Annotated in this window: 26 protein-coding genes; 12 read left to right on the top strand and 14 right to left on the bottom strand. The window is 41.7% G+C overall.

The window, feature by feature from the left end; all coding sequences use genetic code 11:
• Positions 1-28 precede the first annotated feature (28 nt).
• Positions 29-676, top strand: coding sequence for an HAD-IA family hydrolase (locus ACRWQM_RS10360; RefSeq protein ID WP_434929919.1), 648 nt, complete (start codon positions 29-31; stop codon positions 674-676).
• A 58-nt stretch (positions 677-734) separates the two neighbouring features.
• Here ACRWQM_RS10360 and ACRWQM_RS10355 read toward each other — a convergent pair whose 3' ends face one another.
• Positions 735-1349, bottom strand: coding sequence for a Maf family protein (locus ACRWQM_RS10355; protein WP_434929918.1), 615 nt, complete (start codon positions 1347-1349; stop codon positions 735-737).
• A 234-nt stretch (positions 1350-1583) separates the two neighbouring features.
• On the opposite strand from ACRWQM_RS10355, the gene yceD reads away from it, so the two are divergent.
• The 10 genes from yceD to ACRWQM_RS10305 all read left to right on the top strand — a co-directional run bounded on the left by yceD (position 1584) and on the right by ACRWQM_RS10305 (position 9393).
• Positions 1584-2108 (top strand): 23S rRNA accumulation protein YceD, encoded by a 525-nt coding sequence (gene yceD, locus ACRWQM_RS10350; protein WP_434925921.1) that lies wholly within the window; start codon positions 1584-1586, stop codon positions 2106-2108.
• 18 nt (positions 2109-2126) lie between these two features.
• Positions 2127-2297 (top strand): 50S ribosomal protein L32, encoded by a 171-nt coding sequence (rpmF, locus tag ACRWQM_RS10345; RefSeq protein ID WP_226410183.1) that lies wholly within the window; start codon positions 2127-2129, stop codon positions 2295-2297.
• Positions 2298-2312: 15 nt separating this feature from the next.
• Positions 2313-3341 carry a phosphate acyltransferase PlsX gene (gene plsX, locus ACRWQM_RS10340; protein WP_434925922.1) on the top strand — a complete coding sequence of 343 codons (1029 nt, stop codon included), beginning with the start codon at positions 2313-2315 and terminating at the stop codon, positions 3339-3341.
• 9 nt (positions 3342-3350) lie between these two features.
• Positions 3351-4310: a beta-ketoacyl-ACP synthase III gene (locus ACRWQM_RS10335; RefSeq protein WP_434925923.1), complete on the top strand. Its 960-nt coding sequence runs from the start codon at positions 3351-3353 to the stop codon at positions 4308-4310.
• Positions 4311-4339: 29 nt separating this feature from the next.
• Positions 4340-5275: an ACP S-malonyltransferase gene (gene fabD, locus ACRWQM_RS10330; protein ID WP_434929917.1), complete on the top strand. Its 936-nt coding sequence runs from the start codon at positions 4340-4342 to the stop codon at positions 5273-5275.
• 9 nt (positions 5276-5284) lie between these two features.
• A complete protein-coding gene (gene fabG, locus ACRWQM_RS10325; protein ID WP_235085327.1) occupies positions 5285-6031 on the top strand; it encodes a 3-oxoacyl-ACP reductase FabG in 747 nt (248 codons plus the stop codon).
• Positions 6032-6193: 162 nt separating this feature from the next.
• Positions 6194-6427, top strand: a complete 234-nt coding sequence (gene acpP, locus ACRWQM_RS10320; RefSeq protein WP_011496723.1) for an acyl carrier protein — start codon at positions 6194-6196, stop codon at positions 6425-6427.
• Positions 6428-6624: 197 nt separating this feature from the next.
• Complete coding sequence (gene fabF, locus ACRWQM_RS10315; RefSeq protein WP_434925925.1) at positions 6625-7863, top strand: beta-ketoacyl-ACP synthase II; 1239 nt, start codon at positions 6625-6627, stop codon at positions 7861-7863.
• 143 nt (positions 7864-8006) lie between these two features.
• Positions 8007-8495 (top strand): acyl-CoA thioesterase, encoded by a 489-nt coding sequence (locus ACRWQM_RS10310; protein ID WP_226410177.1) that lies wholly within the window; start codon positions 8007-8009, stop codon positions 8493-8495.
• Positions 8496-8520: 25 nt separating this feature from the next.
• On the top strand, positions 8521-9393 hold the full coding sequence (locus tag ACRWQM_RS10305) for an NAD(P)-dependent oxidoreductase (protein WP_434925926.1): 873 nt from the start codon (positions 8521-8523) through the stop codon (positions 9391-9393).
• Between the two features lie 69 nt (positions 9394-9462).
• Here ACRWQM_RS10305 and cdd read toward each other — a convergent pair whose 3' ends face one another.
• Entirely contained in the window at positions 9463-10359 is an 897-nt protein-coding gene (gene cdd, locus ACRWQM_RS10300; RefSeq protein WP_434929916.1) for a cytidine deaminase, read from the bottom strand.
• A 65-nt stretch (positions 10360-10424) separates the two neighbouring features.
• Positions 10425-11846 (bottom strand): exodeoxyribonuclease I, encoded by a 1422-nt coding sequence (gene sbcB / locus ACRWQM_RS10295; protein WP_434929915.1) that lies wholly within the window; start codon positions 11844-11846, stop codon positions 10425-10427.
• Positions 11847-12032: 186 nt separating this feature from the next.
• Here sbcB and ACRWQM_RS10290 point away from each other — a divergent pair, with 186 nt between their 5' ends.
• Positions 12033-13244 carry a tyrosine-type recombinase/integrase gene (locus ACRWQM_RS10290; RefSeq protein WP_434929914.1) on the top strand — a complete coding sequence of 404 codons (1212 nt, stop codon included), beginning with the start codon at positions 12033-12035 and terminating at the stop codon, positions 13242-13244.
• Here ACRWQM_RS10290 and ACRWQM_RS10285 read toward each other — a convergent pair.
• The 11 genes from ACRWQM_RS10285 to ACRWQM_RS10235 all read right to left on the bottom strand — a co-directional run bounded on the left by ACRWQM_RS10285 (position 13241) and on the right by ACRWQM_RS10235 (position 18501).
• Positions 13241-13462: a hypothetical protein gene (locus ACRWQM_RS10285; protein WP_226410172.1), complete on the bottom strand. Its 222-nt coding sequence runs from the start codon at positions 13460-13462 to the stop codon at positions 13241-13243. The genes ACRWQM_RS10290 and ACRWQM_RS10285 overlap by 4 nt on opposite strands.
• Entirely contained in the window at positions 13462-13587 is a 126-nt protein-coding gene (locus tag ACRWQM_RS10280) for a hypothetical protein (protein WP_434929913.1), read from the bottom strand. Before ACRWQM_RS10280 ends, ACRWQM_RS10285 begins: the two co-directional genes overlap by 1 nt.
• Before the next feature lie 8 nt (positions 13588-13595).
• Positions 13596-15026 carry a DNA cytosine methyltransferase gene (locus ACRWQM_RS10275; RefSeq protein ID WP_434929912.1) on the bottom strand — a complete coding sequence of 477 codons (1431 nt, stop codon included), beginning with the start codon at positions 15024-15026 and terminating at the stop codon, positions 13596-13598.
• A complete protein-coding gene (locus tag ACRWQM_RS10270; protein WP_434929911.1) occupies positions 15023-15265 on the bottom strand; it encodes a hypothetical protein in 243 nt (80 codons plus the stop codon). The genes ACRWQM_RS10275 and ACRWQM_RS10270 overlap by 4 nt, the downstream gene beginning before the upstream one ends.
• On the bottom strand, positions 15262-15564 hold the full coding sequence (locus ACRWQM_RS10265; RefSeq protein WP_434929910.1) for a hypothetical protein: 303 nt from the start codon (positions 15562-15564) through the stop codon (positions 15262-15264). The genes ACRWQM_RS10270 and ACRWQM_RS10265 overlap by 4 nt, the downstream gene beginning before the upstream one ends.
• Positions 15565-15828, bottom strand: a complete 264-nt coding sequence (locus ACRWQM_RS10260) for a PapB/FocB family fimbrial expression transcriptional regulator (protein ID WP_434929909.1) — start codon at positions 15826-15828, stop codon at positions 15565-15567.
• On the bottom strand, positions 15825-16145 hold the full coding sequence (locus ACRWQM_RS10255) for a hypothetical protein (RefSeq protein ID WP_434929908.1): 321 nt from the start codon (positions 16143-16145) through the stop codon (positions 15825-15827). The genes ACRWQM_RS10260 and ACRWQM_RS10255 overlap by 4 nt, the downstream gene beginning before the upstream one ends.
• A gap of 2 nt (positions 16146-16147) precedes the next feature.
• On the bottom strand, positions 16148-16312 hold the full coding sequence (locus tag ACRWQM_RS10250) for a hypothetical protein (protein WP_434929907.1): 165 nt from the start codon (positions 16310-16312) through the stop codon (positions 16148-16150).
• Positions 16309-16632 carry a hypothetical protein gene (locus tag ACRWQM_RS10245; RefSeq protein WP_434929906.1) on the bottom strand — a complete coding sequence of 108 codons (324 nt, stop codon included), beginning with the start codon at positions 16630-16632 and terminating at the stop codon, positions 16309-16311. The genes ACRWQM_RS10250 and ACRWQM_RS10245 overlap by 4 nt, the downstream gene beginning before the upstream one ends.
• Positions 16633-16888: 256 nt before the next feature.
• On the bottom strand, positions 16889-17446 hold the full coding sequence (locus ACRWQM_RS10240) for a hypothetical protein (RefSeq protein WP_434929905.1): 558 nt from the start codon (positions 17444-17446) through the stop codon (positions 16889-16891).
• Between the two features lie 362 nt (positions 17447-17808).
• Positions 17809-18501 carry an XRE family transcriptional regulator gene (locus ACRWQM_RS10235; protein ID WP_434929904.1) on the bottom strand — a complete coding sequence of 231 codons (693 nt, stop codon included), beginning with the start codon at positions 18499-18501 and terminating at the stop codon, positions 17809-17811.
• Positions 18502-18569 lie beyond the last annotated feature (68 nt).

Below are 18569 nucleotides of genomic sequence, written 5' to 3'. Positions count from 1 at the left end.
AGTTGTGATGACTGAAAAAGTGAATGATATGACATTGCAGAATAAATTTGACTTAGTGATTTTTGATTGGGATGGCACCTTAATGGATTCCATCGGGGCCATTGTGAGCTGCATGCAAGCTGCGGCTCATGATCTTAGTATAGAGGTACCAAGTGAACGTGCTATTCGTGACTTGATAGGCCTTTCATTACCCAAAATACTCAATATTTTATTCACTGATTTAGTTCATCTGCATGAAGATATTGTTAGTCGTTATAGACACCATTTCTTATCAGCTAATACAGTTAGCCCATTATTCGAGGGTAGTGAACTTTTATTAAACCGGCTTTTTACCCATGGTTACACATTAGCTATTGCTACAGGTAAAGGCCGCCCGGGCTTGGACAGGGTATTAGCGCTCAGTGGTATGGGGCATTATTTTGCTGCTAGTCGTTGTGCTGACGAAATGAAAAGTAAACCTGATCCTATGATGATTGATTCTCTGCTTGCACATTTTAATGTGCCCGCCCATCGAGCTGTGATGATTGGGGATTCGGTTCATGATTTGCATATGGCCAATAATGCTGGCGTTGCCGCTATTGGGGTGAGTTATGGTGCTAATTTGGTTGAACAACTGCAAGCTGCTAACCCGTTAGCCATTGTCGATAATGTCGCTGAATTAGTCTATTACCTTTAATCTAATGTGTTACTCATTAGATTAAAGGTAAATAAATCTGCTCTAGTGGGTGAAGTTGCTATGCCAATACATCAATACCTTGCAATGCTAATAAATCAATAAGCTTTATGAGTGGTAAGCCAATAAGTGTATTGGGATCATCGCCTTCAAGCTTGTCAAACAGTGCAATGCCTAATCCCTCACTTTTAAAGCTGCCCGCGCAATACAGCGGCTGTTCAGTCTTAACGTAAAAGCCAATTTGTGCCTCTGTTAGCTGTCTGAAGTGAACTGTAAATTTTTCTATACAACTGTGCATTACCTTGGTCTCAGTGCTATAAACTGCTAGACCAGTATAAAAGGTAATGGCTTGGCCTGAAGCTTTTGTGAGCTGTTTAATCGCATTTTCAACCGTGTAGGGTTTACCCACTATGTCACCATTTATTAGTGCCACTTGATCAGAGCCAATAACGATATTGTTATGCTTATTGTGTTGTGATGATGTGTCCGCAGCGATTAATGCACTACCCGCCAATGCTTTTTGCTGTGCTAGACGCTCAACCAACTGTATTGCTGTTTCATCTATTAGTGGTGATTCATCAATATTGGGGTTAATAGTAGTAAATGGATAATTTAATTTAGATAATAGTTGCTGACGGTAAACGGATGTCGAGGCTAAAATTAACTTTATAGGCATGATTTCTTATCTAATCAGTCTTTGATAGCACAAAGTTTACCATTAATCGTTAATATGCGGTAAATATCGCTGCAAATGCTTGTGTATGCAGGGACTGTTCGGTAAAATTTGCCATCATTCAAATTTAATGTTGGTAGTGATAGAGAGCTTGAATATATCTTAGGGTAGATTTTAGTGCATTTTGCAGAAATTTTCTTTGACTCTAACGTTTTCAAACTATAATATGCGCGCCTTATGCAAACAGTAAAGATACCGGTTTCAATTGATCCTTTTCGCGCCGCTAGTAGCAGTCTTCGTTATGATGGCATAGTTCCTAGTAAGCAGAATAAGCGATTAAATGAGTTATGTGCCGGCGACTGTTCCGACGTAGTTGTGTCGTTGGAATGTGGTGTCGACTTACAGGGGATAGTCTACCTTCGCGGGAAGGCTGTGACGGAGCTCACTCTGCTATGTCAACGTTGCATGACACAATATACTACTGAGGTTACGGTCGAGTTTTGTTTCAGTCCTTGTAAGAATGAAACAGAAATCGATGAGCTCCCGGATGCGTATGACCCAATTGAGTGTAATGATATTGGTGAAGTACGTCTGCATCAATTGATTGAAGATGAATTGATAGTCGCTATGCCGATTATCCCAGTGCATGAAGATACTGATTGCAGTTTGGGATCGAAAGATATAGTTGTAGGCGAGATCGACCCCGCTCATGAGGAGCGTCCAAATCCGTTTGCAGTGTTACAAAAACTGAAGAGCAAGTAATCGTAGGAGACAAGTCAAATGGCTGTACAACAGAATAAAAAATCTCGTTCAAAGCGCGGAATGCGCCGTTCACATGATTCATTGAGCACTGCTCAATTATCTGTAGACGCAACTAGCGGTGAATTACATCTACGTCACAATGTGACTGCCGATGGTTTTTACCGCGGTGTAAAGGTTATCAACAAGTAATTTGTTGACGACTTAATGACGAATCTGACGCTCGCGTTAGATGCGATGGGCGGCGATCATGGTCCCCACGTCACAGTGCCTGCAGCCTTGCAGGCACTGAAATCTAATTCCTCTATTCATATTATCCTTATCGGCAACCAAGCTGAAATCGAACCATTTCTTTCATCAGTTGACCCCACTATTCTATCTCGAATTGAACGAATTCATACTACAGAAGTAGTGGCTATGGATGATCGGCCTGTACATGCTTTACGTACTCGTAAAAATAGCTCAATGCGCGTTGCCCTAGAACAAGTCAGGGATGGAAAAGCTGAAGCTTGTATTAGTGCCGGCAATACTGGCGCGTTAATGGCAATGGCAAAAGTGCTATTGAAAACGCTACCAGGTATCGACCGACCAGCTTTAGTTTCATGTTTACCGACAGTGACGGGCAAGCCTGTTTATTTGTTAGACTTAGGTGCTAATGTCGCATGTGATTCAGAAACCTTATTTCAGTTTGCTGTTATGGGGTCAGTCTTGTGCGAAGCGGTACATAAAAAATCTCGGCCTAAAGTCGCTTTATTAAATGTCGGCATTGAAGAGATTAAAGGTAACGATCAAGTACAACAAGCTGGACGTCTTCTGCAACACACAGATCAACTCAATTATGTTGGTTTCGTCGAAGGTGATGAAATCTACACTGGTAATTTAGATGTAATAGTGTGCGACGGTTTTGTCGGCAATATTACTTTAAAAACCTCAGAAGGTATTGCCAAGCTTTTAGTTCACCAGTTAAAACGTGGTTTAAATAGCGGCATATTTGTTCGTTTATTGTCCAAACTCATCGCGCCACGCATACAAGCTGTACTCAGTAAGATGAACCCCGACCACTATAACGGTGCAAGTCTGATAGGATTGCGCGGAATAGTAGTAAAGAGTCATGGAAACGCTGATGAAGCTGCCTATCTACAAGCCATTAATTTAGCAGCAACTGAAGCGAAACGTCGTCTTCCTGAAATGATCAATGATCGTTTGGAGTCGATTCTTTTAGACATCAATAGCTGATCACATCATATGCATACAAAAATTCTCGGAACAGGCAGTTATCTGCCTGTGCAAGTGCGCAGTAATCAAGATTTAGAAAAAATGGTCGACACCAGTGATCAATGGATTATGGATCGAACAGGTATTTCAGAACGGCGCATAGCAGCCACTGATGAATCAGTGTCGACTATGGGGTATCAAGCTGCACTTAAAGCGCTTGAGATGGCGGGTATAGAAGCAACTGATCTTGACATGATTGTGTGTGGTACCACGAGTGCCCCTAATGCTTTTCCTGCGGCAGCTTGTGAAATACAAGCCATGTTAGGTGTTAAACAAATCCCTGCTTTTGATATTGCTGCCGCGTGTTCAGGCTTTGTTTACGCATTATCTGTAGCAGACCAATTTGTCAAAACCGGCGCGGCTAAAAAGGTGTTAGTTATTGGCGCAGATGTATTATCGCGCATGTGTGGACCTGATGATCGTTCAACGGTCATTTTATTCGGTGATGGTGCCGGTGCTGTCGTGATTGGTGCCAGTGATACTCCAGGTATTATTAATACCCATATATATGCAGATGGCAGCCAGGGGGATTTATTAAAATGCTCATTCCCTCCAAGGGCGAATGAATCCTCAGAAGCGGTCGGTTATATGACCATGAAGGGCAACGATGTATTTAAAGTAGCCGTCACTCAACTGTCAAATGTTGTCACAGAAACCTTGCGGATTAATAATATCGACAAATCCGAAATTGATTGGTTAGTCCCACATCAAGCTAATTTTAGAATTATTAATGCGACCGCTAAAAAATTGAATATGAGTTTAGATAAAGTTGTCTTAACTTTAGCAAGGCATGGTAATACTTCAGCTGCATCTGTACCGATTGCACTAGATGAAGCGGTACGAGATGGTCGAATTCAACGTGGTCAATTATTACTTTTAGAAGCCTTCGGGGCAGGATTTGCTTGGGGCAGTGCGTTAGTTCGCTTCTAATTTCTTTAATTTAATACAGGTAATTAACAATGGAAAATGTGGCTTTTGTATTTCCGGGTCAAGGCTCACAAGCTGTCGGTATGTTAGCTGACTTAGCCCAAGAGCATGATGTGGTTGCACAAACATTTGCCGAGGCTTCACAGGTACTTGGCTATGATTTATGGGCACTTGTAAAAGACGGACCAGTAGAATCATTAAATGAAACCGACAAAACCCAGCCAGCATTACTTACAGCAAGCGTGGCTATTTGGCGTGCTTATCAAGCTAGCGGTAAAGCCATGCCAGCTTATCTTGCCGGTCACAGTTTAGGTGAATATTCAGCTCTTGTGTGTGCAGGTGTAATGCAATTTACAGACGCGGTTAAGTTAGTTGAACTTCGTGGTCAATTAATGCAACAAGCCGTTCCCGCAGGAACCGGTGCTATGTTCGCCATTATTGGTTTAGACGATGCTGCAATTGCAACCGCATGTGAAGCCTCTGCACAAGGCGATGTTGTTAGTCCTGTTAACTACAACAGCCCAGGACAGGTCGTTATAGCCGGAGAGAAAAACGCTGTTGAACGTGCTGCTGCTGCGTGTAAAGCGGCTGGCGCTAAAATGGCTGTAGCATTGCCAGTAAGCGTGCCATCTCATTGTGCCCTGATGAAGCCTGCTGCTGATAAACTAGCTCAGGCCTTAGCTGATATTTCATTTTCAACCCCGATAATTAATGTCATTAATAACGTTGATGTGGCTATGCCTACACTCGGCGAAGAAATAAAAGATGCTTTAGTACGCCAGTTGTATTGCCCGGTTCGTTGGAGCGATACCGTGAATTATATGGCTGAAAAAGGTGTCACTGAATTAGTTGAAATGGGACCGGGTAAAGTATTAACTGGTTTGACAAAAAGAATTAATAAATCTGTTTCAGCCCAAGCAGTCAATGATGTTGCATCATTTGCATCATTTGCTGCATTAACTGAGTAAGGAATAATAATGAGTATTAGCTTTAATTTAGAAGGTAAAGTGGCACTTGTCACTGGTGCTAGTCGTGGTATTGGACGTGCAATTGCAGAAACATTGGTACAAGCTGGCGCAGTTGTCATTGGTACAGCAACCAGTGAGAAAGGCGCAGCAGCGATTCAAGAGTATCTTGGCGACAAAGGTTTAGGTCTTGTGCTTAATGTCACAGATAGCGAATCTGTTGCACAATTATATAGCCAAATTAAAGAAAAAGCTGGCGATGTTGATATTCTCGTGAATAATGCAGGTATTACACGTGATAATTTATTAATGAGAATGAAAGACGATGAGTGGCAAGATATCATTGACACTAATTTAACTTCATTATTTAAATTGTCTAAGCCTGTGATGCGATCTATGATGAAAAAGCGTTTTGGGCGTATCATCAGTATCGGATCTGTTGTTGGTACTATGGGTAATGCTGGCCAAGTCAATTACTCTGCCGCTAAAGCCGGTTTAATAGGATTTACTAAATCTCTTGCAAGGGAGGTTGCATCTCGTCAAATAACAGTTAATGCTGTTTCACCTGGATTTATTCAGACTGATATGACAGATGAGCTGACACCAGAGCAGCAACAGGCTATTATGTCGCAAGTTCCGATGGAACGTTTAGGGCAAGCGCAAGAAATTGCCAATGCAGTATTGTTTTTGGCCTCAGATTCAGCCGCTTACATCACAGGTGAAACACTGCATGTGAATGGCGGAATGTACATGGTTTAAGGACGATTGGTAGGAAACTACCTTCATTTGAGTCAGAGTTAGAAGCAGTGCGGATTTATTTTTGTGGTTAGACCACAAAATCTAAGCTTGCAATGTTATCTAAATCGAATAAACTACTCGCAATCTTACGCAAGTGCGTAATTTGAATAGGAAAGAGAACTAATGAGCAACATCGAAGAACGTGTAAAGAAAATCATTATTGAGCAACTAGGTGTTAAAGAAGAAGACGTTAAATCTGCTGCTTCTTTCGTGGACGATTTAGGTGCCGATTCTCTGGACACAGTTGAATTGGTTATGGCTCTAGAAGAAGAGTTTGATACCGAGATCCCTGATGAAGAAGCTGAAAAGATCACTACTGTTCAAGCAGCGATCGATTACGTTTCTAAGAATCAGTAATCCAAAATTCACAGAGAAAGGCGGCATTTATTGTCGTCTTTTTTTGTTTCTGGCACTCTAAGAAAAAGTAAGCAGTCTTAGCTATTCATTTAAAACGCCTGTTCTAGTAGGTTAACCTCTCTTTATATTTCTCCTTCCGGTTAATCGCCGTTGCTAGATTCATTGGCATTGTACATTCAGAATAAAAGGTGAAAATCATGTCTAAACGTCGTGTTGTTATTACAGGTCTAGGATTAGTGACTCCAGTGGGTAATGATGTCGAATCATCCTGGAAAGCGTTACTTGCTGGTCAAAGTGGTATCGAGCCTATTACTAAATTTGATGCTACAGAATTCAGTACTCGCTTTAGTGGTTCTGTTAAAAACTTTGATGTTGAACAATATTTAACTAAGAAAGATGCCCGTAAAATGGATTTATTTATCCAATACGGCATGGCTGCAGGTATTCAAGCCATGAAAGACTCTGGCTTAGACATGAGCCTAGAGCGACCAGATCGTGTTGGCACCGCAATAGGTTCTGGTATGGGCGGAATGCATTTAATAGAGCAAAATCATAGCGCTTTACTCAAAGGTGGCCCCCGTAAAGTTTCACCCTTTTATGTGCCTAGTACTATTATTAATATGATTTCAGGCCATTTATCAATTATGTATGGCATGACAGGTCCTAATTTTGCCGTCACCACTGCTTGTACAACAGGTGTTCATAATATTGGTTTTGCAGCGCGCACTATTGCTTATGGTGATGCTGATGTGATGGTTGCAGGCGGAGCTGAAGATGTTACTAGCCCATTAGCTGTTGCCGGTTTTGGTTCTGCTAAAGCGCTATCCACTCGTAATGATGACTATCAAGCCGCCAGTCGCCCATGGGATAAGGACCGTGATGGTTTTGTTATAGGTGATGGTGCTGGTGTGTTAGTGATGGAAGAGTATGAACACGCCAAGGCTCGTGGTGCAAAAATTTACGGCGAACTTGTCGGCTTTGGCATGAGCGGAGATGCATTTCACATGACATCTCCTCCAGCAGATGGTGCGGGTGCCGCTGCGGCAATGGTTAATGCGATTGCTGATGCTGGCATTACTAAAGAGTCGATTGGCTATATTAATGCTCACGGGACTTCGACACCTGCAGGCGATAAAGCCGAAGCTGCGGCGGTTAAGTCGGTATTTGGTGCACATGCCTATAACTTGTTAGTCAGTTCCACTAAATCAATGACGGGTCATTTATTAGGGGCTGCTGGCTCTGTTGAAGCCATTATTACCTTGCTGGCTTTACAAGATCAACATATCCCACCAACAATCAATCTTGATAATCCTGATGAAGGTTGTGATTTAGATTTTGTTGCTCATACCTCACGTAAACATCAATTTGACTACGCTTTATGTAACTCATTTGGATTTGGTGGCACCAACGCGTCATTGTTATTTAAGAAAATCTAATTCACTTGCGAATGGTATTTATATAAAGGGAAGATGATGTCTTCCCTTTTTTGTATGATAAATCTTAATATGGCTAATTAACCATTCCTTTGCCTAGTTTATTTAGCGTAAACTGACAAAATACATTTTAGAGGATTAAATATATGGCCGGTATAGACAGACAGCTGACATTACGTTTTTTAGCTGAGCCTGCAGATGTGAATTTTGGCGGCAAAGTTCATGGCGGTGCGGTAATGAAGTGGATCGATTTAGCCGCTTACGCATCAGCCGCAGGTTGGAGCGGAAAGTATTGTATTACTGTATACGCCGGTGGTATTCGTTTTGTTAAACCTATTCATGTGGGTAACATAGTCGAAGTGACTGGTAAAATTATCTACACTGGAACAACATCTATGCATGTGGCGATTGATGTTAAAGCGGGTGACCCAAAATATTCAGAACGTCATTTAACAACCCATTGCATTGTGATTATGGTTGCGGTTGATGATGCTGGTAAACCGACAGATGTACCTGAGTGGATCCCCAAGACCGAGGATGACATTCGTTTACGCGATTCAGCATTACGGTTAATGGACATGCGTAAACGCATTGGTGCTGAGATGGAAGCCCACGTAAAACCAATCGTTGAGTAAATATTAATTACATATCGGAGAAGTTATGGCTAAGGTTGCATTTTTAGGTTTAGGTGTGATGGGATTTCCCATGGCAGGTCATTTAGTGAGCCAGGGGCATGAGGTGACTGTGTACAATCGTACACAGGCTAAATCAGATTTATGGACCCAAACTTACCAAGGTAAATCAGCTCCGACACCTAAAGCAGCTTCAATGGGTCAGGATATTGTCTTTACCTGTGTGGGTAATGACGATGATTTACGTCAGGTTGTTTTAGGTGAGCAGGGTGCTATTCATGGTATGCATGCTGGCACTATTTTAGTTGACCACACGACAGCATCCGCTGACGTTGCCCGTGAAATTTTTGCAGTGTTAGCTGCCAAAGACATTGCCTTCTTAGATGCACCTATTTCAGGCGGTCAAGCAGGGGCCGAAAAAGGCATGCTTACTGTCATGATGGGTGGCGAACAGGCTACTTTTGATGCCGTTAAACCTGTTATTGCTGCTTATAGTCGCTGTGCTGAGTTATTAGGGCCGGTTGGTTCAGGACAACTAACTAAAATGGTCAATCAAATTTGTATCGCAGGTGTGGTTCAAGGTTTGGCAGAAGGATTACACTTTGCCAAAAGTGCTGGTCTTGATGGTTTGAAGGTGATTGAAGTTATTAGCCAGGGAGCCGCACAAAGCTGGCAAATGGAGAATCGCTATAAAACCATGTGGCAAGGCGAGTATAACTTTGGGTTTGCTATTGACTGGATGCGTAAAGATTTGGGTATAGCACTTGATGAAGCTCGACGTAATGGATCGACTTTGCCTGTGACTGCACTGGTTGATCAATTCTACGCTGACGTTCAAGCAATGAAAGGCAATCGATGGGATACTTCAAGTTTATTAGCACGTCTAGAGAAGAATCGTTAAGCATCTATTTCATATACAAATAAAAAGGACTGCTATGATGCAGTCCTTTTTTTAAAATATAGGTGTCTACTAGATATCAGTTGGCTCTACTACAATATGTTCTAATTCCACTGCCGCGACAGTATGTAAGGCATCCATAGCCGCGCCAACAAGGCTTATCATGCCTTTAGATGACTCAATTAATATCGCACGTTTAATCTCGCTATAGTCTCGATTGTGTCTTATCAAGTTTGATAGTGCCATCTGCATTGGCTGCATAGAGGGATTAAACGCCGCATTTTCAGCATATCGTCCACAAAAAGTAGCGCCGTCATGGGTTTCTAACACAACTGCAGCATGACAATGAGTATAAGGGGCATAACTTAACCCTACTTGATCTAACGCTTCGATAATGACAGGGTCATTTGACTCTAAAGCAAACTCAATATGGCTTTTTGACAGTAATGGGCGGGTCACATTTAAGTCTTTAGGCCCAAATGCATACGGTAAGTAATGGCTCAATGGCGCAGTTGCTTGACCCGGTAAGTGAATATTGATTTTACTGCCATCAACAAGTTCGTTGATGAATTGACGGCAATGACCACAAGGGCTGAAATTAACAACTATGTCCATTATATGTGTTTCGCCACACAGCCATGCATGGCTTATAGCACTTTGCTCAGCATGAACAGTGTGAAACAGTGCTTCTCCAGGTAACTCAAGGTTGGCTCCCATATAAATATCACCACTGCTGCCTTTTACAATTGCGCCAACATAAAACTGGCTAAGGCTTGGACTTGCTAGTGCTGCTGCTATGGGTAACAAAGCCATTAAAAGATCTTGTTCATTTAATTGGCTTGTGGTCATTAAATTTGATAATTGAATGGCATTAATATGACCACCGAAATCATCACTTAATAATGGCACTAAAGCTGTTGCAAGTGGCTTTGGCAGTTGATTGATACCATCTATAAATCGATTTTGCATTTTCCCTTATCCTTAAAATAAAAAACGTCATATTTGGGCTTAAGCTTATGACTAAAATGAATAAACTAAAGTGATTGTAAGTATTGATACAGGGCTTTTAATAGCTTTTGTTTGTGTTCATTGTCGCTGGTTTCTTCAACTAAGTTTTCGAGACGCATCACATAATCGGCATTCATTAACTGCTCTTGGCAGTATTCACGCCACTTAAGGCTTTCTAGGTGGCTTAATGTATGTGGGTAATTACGAGCTCGATAACGAAATAGCATGGTATTAATACGAGGGTCATCAAACTGTAATTCCAATGCGGCTAAATTCTGCGGTTGAGTATGGCTTACTATGTCTATTTTGGTTTTATCAGCATGACTGAAAAAACCGCCACTGTAGAGCATTAGGTCAGGGTTAGTTATCGCTGGCCTATCTGATTCTATTTCAAATACAGCATTTAATTTCTCACGAATATCGCTTGATTGTTTTAGGCGTTTATATTGCTCTCGGGCGAAGGCTTTATCCACATTTAACCGCAGTGCTACATCATCATCTAATAACTTAGCAGAGCCAATAAACGGACATTTATTAATGTGAATTTGCTTAATAGGGATAGGCAGTTCACCTGGTGCTAAATCTGCGCGTGAAGTATACATTCTAGCTTGAATTTCTTCAGCCGTTAATGTCAATAAAGGTGAGATATCCATGGATAAATTGATACAAATAACGGCATTTTTATTGGTCGGATGAAAAGTCACTGGGGCAATTAATGTGGTGCAGCCATTGAGTGCGCTAATTTTAGAACTCACATGCACCAAAGGCTGCATTTTTAAAACATCAATTTGATCACTTACAGCTTGTTTACGGCGTAATTTAAAATAATAGTCATATAATTTAGGCTGCTGTTGTTTTATTAGCTTAGCCATAGCGATAGTTGCGTATACATCAGACATGGCATCATGGGCTTTTTCATGGCTTAAGCCATTGGCAACAGTTAATTGCTCTAATTTGAAGCTAGGAGAGCCATCTTCCTTTGTTGGCCAACTAATGCCATCAGGACGAAACGCATAACAGGCTCGAACGAGATCAATTAAGTCCCAGCGCGAATTCCCCTGCTGCCATTCCCGTGCGTATGGGTCGATAAAGTTACGATAAAAACCATAACGGCTGACTTCGTCATCAAAGCGTAAGGAATTGTAGCCGACAACACAGGTATTAGGTTGGCTGAATAATTCATTAATACGCTTCATGAACTCAGCTTCAGGCATACCCTTACCATTAGCCAGTTGTGGCGTTATTCCGGTGATTAGTATCGCTTCTGGCGAAGGTAAATAATCGGGCGCAAGCTGGCAATAAAAGGTTTCTGGCTCGCCGATAATATTTAATTCAAGATCCGTGCGGATCCCGGCAAACTGGCAAGGGCGGTCCTTGGCTGGATTTGCCCCGAATGTTTCATAATCGTGCCAGTAAAGTGAAGGCGTTTCTTCATGATTTATTTTCATTTAATTTTGCTCATTTTTGCATTTAACTTCATGTAAATCATGGTTAAATCTGCTTTAAACCTTTCATTCTAATTTGGTTGTTTTTATTCTACTGCTTTAGGTGCTGAGTACACCTGTGTGTACATATTTGGTTTTGTGTCATAAACTTGTTATATCGAGCAATAAATCTGTACACAGGTTTTTTAAATGTCTTTATCTGACACACAGTTACGTTCTATAAGCGGAAAACCATACACGGGTAAACCTGAAATTGCTGACCGTGATGGTTTAAGTGTCCGCATTAGCAATGCAGGAACTGTAACTTGGCAATATCGCTTCCGTTTTCGCTCTTCTGTTGGACGTTTAACATTAGGTCGCTATCCTGATGTTAAATTATCTGAAGCTCGAAAATTTGTACCTGAACTGAGAAACGCATTAGCGAATGATACAGATCCAAGAGTGTATTGGAAACAACGCAATACCAGAAGAGGCAAAGTGAATGTCCGATATTGCTGCGAACAGTTTTTACTTAAACAAGGTAGCTCGTTAAAGCCAGGAACTATTGCCACTTATCAATCATGTTTTCGGGTGCATTTGTTTGATGCTTTTGATGATAGGTTAGTTGATGATATTACACTTGGAGAATGGATTGACTTCTTTGATGAAAAATCAAAAGTGAGTCGAGTAACCTCTGGCGCGATATTAAAACAGTTAAAGACAATACTAAATTGGTCTGTAAGAAGACAATTAATCAAATCGGTTGATGTGTTACAGCTTAGAGTATCAGACATTGGCTCTGCTTCGACAGTTGGTTCACGAGTGTTAACCGTACTCGAATGCGGGAAGATTTGGCGTGAGCTAGATAAAACAAGAGCAACCAGAACCATCACTAATTCTATAAAGGCTTGCATGATGACCGGGGCGAGGGTGTCTGAGCTACTTAAATCAAGTCGTGCTGATTTTGATTTAGACAGCATGGTGTGGACTGTTCCGGTTGTTAACAGTAAAACTAACCAACCTATCAGGCGACCAATAAGCCCAGCTTTACTCGAGCTGCTTCAAGAGCAATGGTCTTTACATCGCTCTCAATGGACTTTTCCAGCGCCAAATGATTATAAAAAGCCTGTTGGTATAGCGTCGGTTAATAAATTAGTCAGAGAAATTAGACCAAGAGTAGATATTCCAGACTGGAGACTGCATGATTTCAGAAGAACTATTTCAACGAGACTTTCTGAGCTTGGTATATTGCCTCATGTAACAGAAAAAATGCTAGGTCATGTCCTTGGCGGTGTGATGGCTGTGTACAACAAGCATGATTGGCTAGATGAGCAAGCAGCAGCTTACCAAATGTGGACGGAAAAACTGCTGCTGTCTGCTAAAGGAGAAATGAATGTAATGGTGTTGGATACTTTGCCTTAAGATGCCAATTGCTCTTCATCCCACTTTTTAAGTGCTTGTATGTTGTAAAATCGCCCATTATGAATTGGGTTTGGGAAACCAAGATTTTTGCGCCACTTCCATAATGTAGCAGTAGAGCAGATTCGATAGCGCACCATGACTTCTTTAGTGTTAAGGAACAATGGTTCTTGTTGCATTCCGGTATTGGTGTGATTTTCTTGTTGATCTAAATTATTCATTATTGACCTTCCTTTTTAAGCTTTTCTGCTAATGTTTTCATGTCATGCTGGCATGAGCCGACCTGATCGCGCGGAAGGGCATACCATTGTTTTAATGCTTCTTTGATAACGTCTGACTTCTTCATATAACCCCTTAGGCGACTTTTGCTAGTTGAGTGCATTGTTCTGGTAGGTTGGCTTTTACCAAGGCCTCTGAAAGTTGTGGTGGTACGCTATTACCCACCCGTGCGACTTGTTGTTTCTTGGTAGTTTTACCGTTGTAATCGCTAATGATGTAATCTGAATTAAATCCCTGGCATGCAAATAGCTCATGTGGTTCAAGCATGCGTAGTCCAATATCAACTATTTGGTATGGCTCACCTTTGATGATCACTAACCCAAATCGGTCATTAGTAGTAATCGTGTGCAGCGGTTCGTTACAAGCAACGCCGTCTTGTTCATTACCGTAGTATTTGATGAAGAACGCTCGCACTTCGCCTAGGTGCAAACCCCCAGCGGTGATGGTGTGAGCAGGTTCAGTCATTTCAAACCCGATGTTAGTGCCGCGCATTTTGACCATGTGGCTTGTGACTAGCGCAAAGTGACCGCCTTTAACTTCAGCGCAAATAGTCCTTAACGGTTCATCAGCAGGCATGTTGCGTTGGGCACTGGCGTTAGCGCATTCAGTGACGAATGGCGTAATCGTTACTTGTGCCGGTGCAGTAAACGGGTTGGCTGAGTCGATTACAAATTTTTGAATACCTTTGGCTATTCGCTTCATTGTGTTTTCGGCTAATGGGCGTTTGCGGCCAAATATTGATTTGCATGGTATCGACCAATCAATGCATTCTGCTGCCGTTCGCCAGGGTTTTAATGTACCTAGTTTTACACCTTCACTATTTGGTGCGCCGTGTGTTGGTTGTGGCCATACGATTGGTTGATTATCGCAACGTGCAATCATAAAGAAGCGTTTGCGAATGGTTGGCGAACCAAAATCACATGCACGCATTTCACGCCATTCAACTTTATAGCCAAGGCCTTTAATTAGTTTGGCGGTATTAACAAGCCCAAGGGTGTCAACGCATTCGGTGAGTGCAGGGTGATCAGCATCAATACCCGTGCTTAACATGTTCACAAATGCTTCGAACGTTTCCCCTTTAAGTTCAGGGTTTGGTCGCATTTCACCAGTATTAGGGCATTCAATTAATGGTCCCCACGTTTTAAATTCTTCTACGTTTTCTAACATGATGACTTTTGGGCGTACTTTCATTGCCCAGCGAATAGTCACCCATGCAAGACCCCGTATTTCTTTATTAACTGGCTTGCTGCCTTTGGCTTTTGAAAAGTGCTTACAGTCTGGGCTAAACCATGCCAAATCAACTGGCTTACCTGCAGTGGCTTGCACTGGGTCAATATCAAATACTGACTCGCAATAATGCAATGTATCTGGGTGATTGGCTGCATGCATGGCAATTGCATCTGGGTCATGATTGATTGCAATGTCAACGCTGCGCCCAATTGCCCATGCAATACCGGTACTTGCACCACCACCGCCAGCGAAGTTATCAACGATTAATCCACTCATACTGCATACCCTTGTAGTCGTAGTTTTGAATCGGCGGTGCTGGCAAATAACTCTGCATCTGCTTGGGTAAAGTTACTGACTTCAATAGCGTTAAACGTTTTGCACATACCCCAGCCGTTGTAGTTGTTTGGTTTGTATGTCACTTCAATCTGCTGATGGTCATGCATAAGAGTAAAAAACGGTGCTGATAGCGTCACCACGCCTTGTTTAGTGCTGAATGTTTTGGTTATTTTGGTCATGCTGCACCGCCTAATAACACTGTTAAGTCCATCTTTGGGTAACCGTTAACTTGGTAGCCCGTGATAGGGTGACCAGGTAGTCTGATTTGGTGGTACTTGTAAGAATGAATAATCGTGCGACCAATACCTTTGGCAAGATTGGTTAGGCCATTGCCCAATGCTTGCCAGTAAAGGCAATCAAGTGCGCCAAGTTTTATAGCTATTCCAATTTTGTCATCACTATGCATTTTTATTGGCAATCCTACTTTTTGGGCGCGGTAGTGGCCTAAAAGATGATTAAAAGCTGCTTTCGATTTCATTTATGCCACCTTGCTTGGTTTGAACTTGGCCCAGTCGAGCTCTTTGATTTTTTCGACCGTTAATGCCACTTGTTCTAATCGTGTGACAGCTCGTGATAGATTGCTTTTTTTAACGTTGTTTCGAATAGCAGCAACCGTATCTTGATGGCCTGTGACGAAGTGGTCATTTAACGCGGCCACTATGTCGGGCGATTCAATGTTGGTGAGTTGCAATAGCAGCTGCAAACGTTCAGCGCTTTCACCGCCTTGGATTAGGTATTTCATGCTAAGTCCTTATCTTTAGGTGCGAAGAACAATGCAACTGGGCCATTTTCTGTATCGTGAATACTCAGTAAGAATGAACAAGCTTTTTTGCAAACAGGGAGCCAATCACTGATATCAGTCTCACCTTGTTCAAAGTAACTATCGATAAGCTTTTCAGGTGCATCATATTCAAACCGAATCACCACAAACTCACCGCCATTATCTGCCGCCCACGCCTCGCATTCCGCTCGTGTAGTACCTTCATTCCATTCAGGTAAGTCTGGGTGCGTCCAATAACCTTCATCACGTTCAATTGTTGCTGCTTGTATTTTACTCATACTCAATCCTTAGCATTGTTGATTGATTCACTGTTCTTTAACTGCTGCTTAGTGCGTTGCCAGCCTTTAATTAAGCGGTTAAGGCATGGTGCTTCGTGTGGCCAGTTGCGGATCATGTCTTTGCACTTGGCTATTTCACGGTCGCAATATTCAGTTGCGGCGCTCATATGCTTGCTCTTAACTGAAATACTTTGCCGGTTTGATGTAGTGGTGTGTTACGCCATAAGGTGATGCGACCTGTGTTGTAGTTGTATCGCAGGGCTAACTCATTACCCAGTTCACCGGCTTGGTTTTCAAACTGCTTACTGAAAAGCTGGCTTGGGTTGCATGTCATTAGCTGGCGTTCAAGTTTGGCGATGCGCTGTTGTACTCGTTCGCATTCCATTGGGTCTTGTTTGGTGGTTAACAGGCAGGCAAAACGAACACTGGTTAAGTGGGCATGTTCGATGCGCTCTTTGTCTGATGTTGGGGTGTTTGTCAGTATCATTTTGCCGTCCTCGATTAATTGGGTACGACACAAATATAACCAAGGTTAATTGGGTGGCCAATAACTTTGGTTAATTATTTTTTCTTTAATTGATTTCTTATAACTTGTATTAAGGTTGGTGTTATAAATAAACTATTGAACTAAGGGGGAGGCTGAGTGTGATTGAAACGTTAAGATCTTCAATTAGAGCTGATGAGATAGTGGCTATTATTTACCATGGTGGCAATGTAGCGACCAATAAAAACTGGACACTATATTAGGGCCTTCCAAACTTGTTTGTGGACAAAAACGTTTTAGCGCTTAACCATAGATAGTTTATTGTATTTTTTTTGATTAAACAAAGAGGGATATAGTTAGGCTGCTTTTGGTCGGCTTTTAACAAATTTATATAGCCATTATTATCGTCAATGAGTGAAGCATACGACTCATGAATTAATATATGATTATGCTTGGTTGGATGGACCTTTATTGACATTGAGACCGACTTAAAGGGGCTTGGATTTGTAGGTGCTCCCCTTACTCTCGGTCCACGTTTAGAAAAGTTAAAATTTAATATATCATCTTCAGATGGCGATGCCGTCCCATCACTTTTAGATCCCAGCCCCAAATTTAACACCCTTGGTGCGATAGCAGTATAACCTTCACTCTGAAGACTAATTTCAAGAAAAACATCGTTACTATTTATATTAGAATTTAGGGTGCAGTCAACTCCTTCTGTCGCTAAATACTCCCCTTCATAATTATGATTACACCCCAATAATGACAAACCTAAGACTGACAAACCTAAGACTGTAACTGAGATTACCTTTTTCATTGAAAACACCTCAACCTGAAAATCGTATAGCATTTGTACAGTGCGCATGCGCACTTATTGGGATTAACACGCATGTGAATTTACCACGTAAAAGAAGACTAAATACGAATTATTATTCAATATACTTACAATAACTTACTTCAAATACCCCAAATATACCAGCCGACTACATGTGCATGGGAATTCTGCTTGAAAGCTTAAACATCATTGGCTTTATTTTTGGGTACTATTACTCAATATTTGATTTTGCATAATTAGGAGGGAAACAAACTTTGGGGAAATGAGTCACCACCCTAAACCGTTTATGGACAAAAACGTTCTAATTCATGCCCTCTTTGTTGACCAAATAATATTGGTTTATTTTAAAGCAACACCGAATACCAAAATACTTTCCCTACAATGGTGATGTGTTTCATATCATCACCATCAAAGCGTTCATCAGGCCATTCGTCTAGATTGAAGCTGCGAAGGCGCAAACCACCACCAGGTAACTTGTACAGGGTTTTAATACGTAGCATTCCATCATGGTTAATTGCATACATTTTGCCGTCGATAACGTTAGTTTGTGATGTGTCTACACCCACAGTTGAACCATTAGGTAATACGGGTTCCATACTGTTGCCACTGACCCGAACGCATGCGGCATTTGCTGGGTCTACGTTTGATTTTCTTAAGGTTGATTTGGCAAAACGAAGTTTAGGCCCGTGGTAATGGGGCGCCTCTGCTATGCCTTGTCCTGCGGCTAATTCTACTTCCATATAAAACGGTATCTCTACTTCATCATCACTCAGTGGTGTTTTACTGTCCCACGTTTCCATAGGGCCTGCCCATTCGGCATTGGCTTCAACAGATCCCCTTATTTTTCCAGTTGTTAACTCTTCAGCAGTTGTCCCTAAAACATTAGCGATAGCTACTAATTTAGATGATTCTTTTGCTTTGCCAGAAATGAGTTTATGCACCATCACCTGAGAGATGTTGGCGCGTTCAGCTAATTCCTTCTGTGTTAATCCAGAAGCCTTTAGTTTTTCTTGTAGGTTTTGGGCAAGTGTTTTCATAAGTTAATTATATTACCTAAGTTATAAATCGACCACTAACCAAAGTTATTATTAATTGTTGCGGTTAA

It is taken from the genome of Shewanella sp. HL-SH5, assembly GCF_051163755.1.
GTDB lineage: Bacteria > Pseudomonadota > Gammaproteobacteria > Enterobacterales > Shewanellaceae > Shewanella > Shewanella glacialimarina.
Note: the sequence above shows the minus strand (reverse complement) of the source record. Positions and strands in the feature narration are given on the sequence as shown.

Coding starts and splice junctions, on each gene's coding strand:
- yceD (WP_434925921.1), top strand. CDS start 1,584: ATGCAAACAGTAAAGATACCGGTTTCAATTGATCCTTTTCGCGCCGCT.
- ACRWQM_RS10260 (WP_434929909.1), bottom strand. CDS start 15,828: ATGAAATACCTAATCCAAGGCGGTGAAAGCGCTGAACGTTTGCAGCTG.
- ACRWQM_RS10335 (WP_434925923.1), top strand. CDS start 3,351: ATGCATACAAAAATTCTCGGAACAGGCAGTTATCTGCCTGTGCAAGTG.
- sbcB (WP_434929915.1), bottom strand. CDS start 11,846: ATGAAAATAAATCATGAAGAAACGCCTTCACTTTACTGGCACGATTAT.
- cdd (WP_434929916.1), bottom strand. CDS start 10,359: ATGCAAAATCGATTTATAGATGGTATCAATCAACTGCCAAAGCCACTT.
- ACRWQM_RS10310 (WP_226410177.1), top strand. CDS start 8,007: ATGGCCGGTATAGACAGACAGCTGACATTACGTTTTTTAGCTGAGCCT.
- ACRWQM_RS10280 (WP_434929913.1), bottom strand. CDS start 13,587: ATGAAGAAGTCAGACGTTATCAAAGAAGCATTAAAACAATGGTATGCC.
- ACRWQM_RS10270 (WP_434929911.1), bottom strand. CDS start 15,265: ATGACCAAAATAACCAAAACATTCAGCACTAAACAAGGCGTGGTGACG.
- ACRWQM_RS10275 (WP_434929912.1), bottom strand. CDS start 15,026: ATGAGTGGATTAATCGTTGATAACTTCGCTGGCGGTGGTGGTGCAAGT.
- plsX (WP_434925922.1), top strand. CDS start 2,313: ATGACGAATCTGACGCTCGCGTTAGATGCGATGGGCGGCGATCATGGT.
- ACRWQM_RS10255 (WP_434929908.1), bottom strand. CDS start 16,145: ATGAGTAAAATACAAGCAGCAACAATTGAACGTGATGAAGGTTATTGG.
- ACRWQM_RS10245 (WP_434929906.1), bottom strand. CDS start 16,632: ATGATACTGACAAACACCCCAACATCAGACAAAGAGCGCATCGAACAT.
- fabG (WP_235085327.1), top strand. CDS start 5,285: ATGAGTATTAGCTTTAATTTAGAAGGTAAAGTGGCACTTGTCACTGGT.
- ACRWQM_RS10250 (WP_434929907.1), bottom strand. CDS start 16,312: ATGAGCGCCGCAACTGAATATTGCGACCGTGAAATAGCCAAGTGCAAA.
- ACRWQM_RS10285 (WP_226410172.1), bottom strand. CDS start 13,462: ATGAATAATTTAGATCAACAAGAAAATCACACCAATACCGGAATGCAA.
- ACRWQM_RS10265 (WP_434929910.1), bottom strand. CDS start 15,564: ATGAAATCGAAAGCAGCTTTTAATCATCTTTTAGGCCACTACCGCGCC.
- acpP (WP_011496723.1), top strand. CDS start 6,194: ATGAGCAACATCGAAGAACGTGTAAAGAAAATCATTATTGAGCAACTA.
- ACRWQM_RS10360 (WP_434929919.1), top strand. CDS start 29: ATGACATTGCAGAATAAATTTGACTTAGTGATTTTTGATTGGGATGGC.
- ACRWQM_RS10305 (WP_434925926.1), top strand. CDS start 8,521: ATGGCTAAGGTTGCATTTTTAGGTTTAGGTGTGATGGGATTTCCCATG.
- ACRWQM_RS10240 (WP_434929905.1), bottom strand. CDS start 17,446: ATGAAAAAGGTAATCTCAGTTACAGTCTTAGGTTTGTCAGTCTTAGGT.
- ACRWQM_RS10290 (WP_434929914.1), top strand. CDS start 12,033: ATGTCTTTATCTGACACACAGTTACGTTCTATAAGCGGAAAACCATAC.
- fabF (WP_434925925.1), top strand. CDS start 6,625: ATGTCTAAACGTCGTGTTGTTATTACAGGTCTAGGATTAGTGACTCCA.
- ACRWQM_RS10355 (WP_434929918.1), bottom strand. CDS start 1,349: ATGCCTATAAAGTTAATTTTAGCCTCGACATCCGTTTACCGTCAGCAA.
- fabD (WP_434929917.1), top strand. CDS start 4,340: ATGGAAAATGTGGCTTTTGTATTTCCGGGTCAAGGCTCACAAGCTGTC.
- rpmF (WP_226410183.1), top strand. CDS start 2,127: ATGGCTGTACAACAGAATAAAAAATCTCGTTCAAAGCGCGGAATGCGC.
- ACRWQM_RS10235 (WP_434929904.1), bottom strand. CDS start 18,501: ATGAAAACACTTGCCCAAAACCTACAAGAAAAACTAAAGGCTTCTGGA.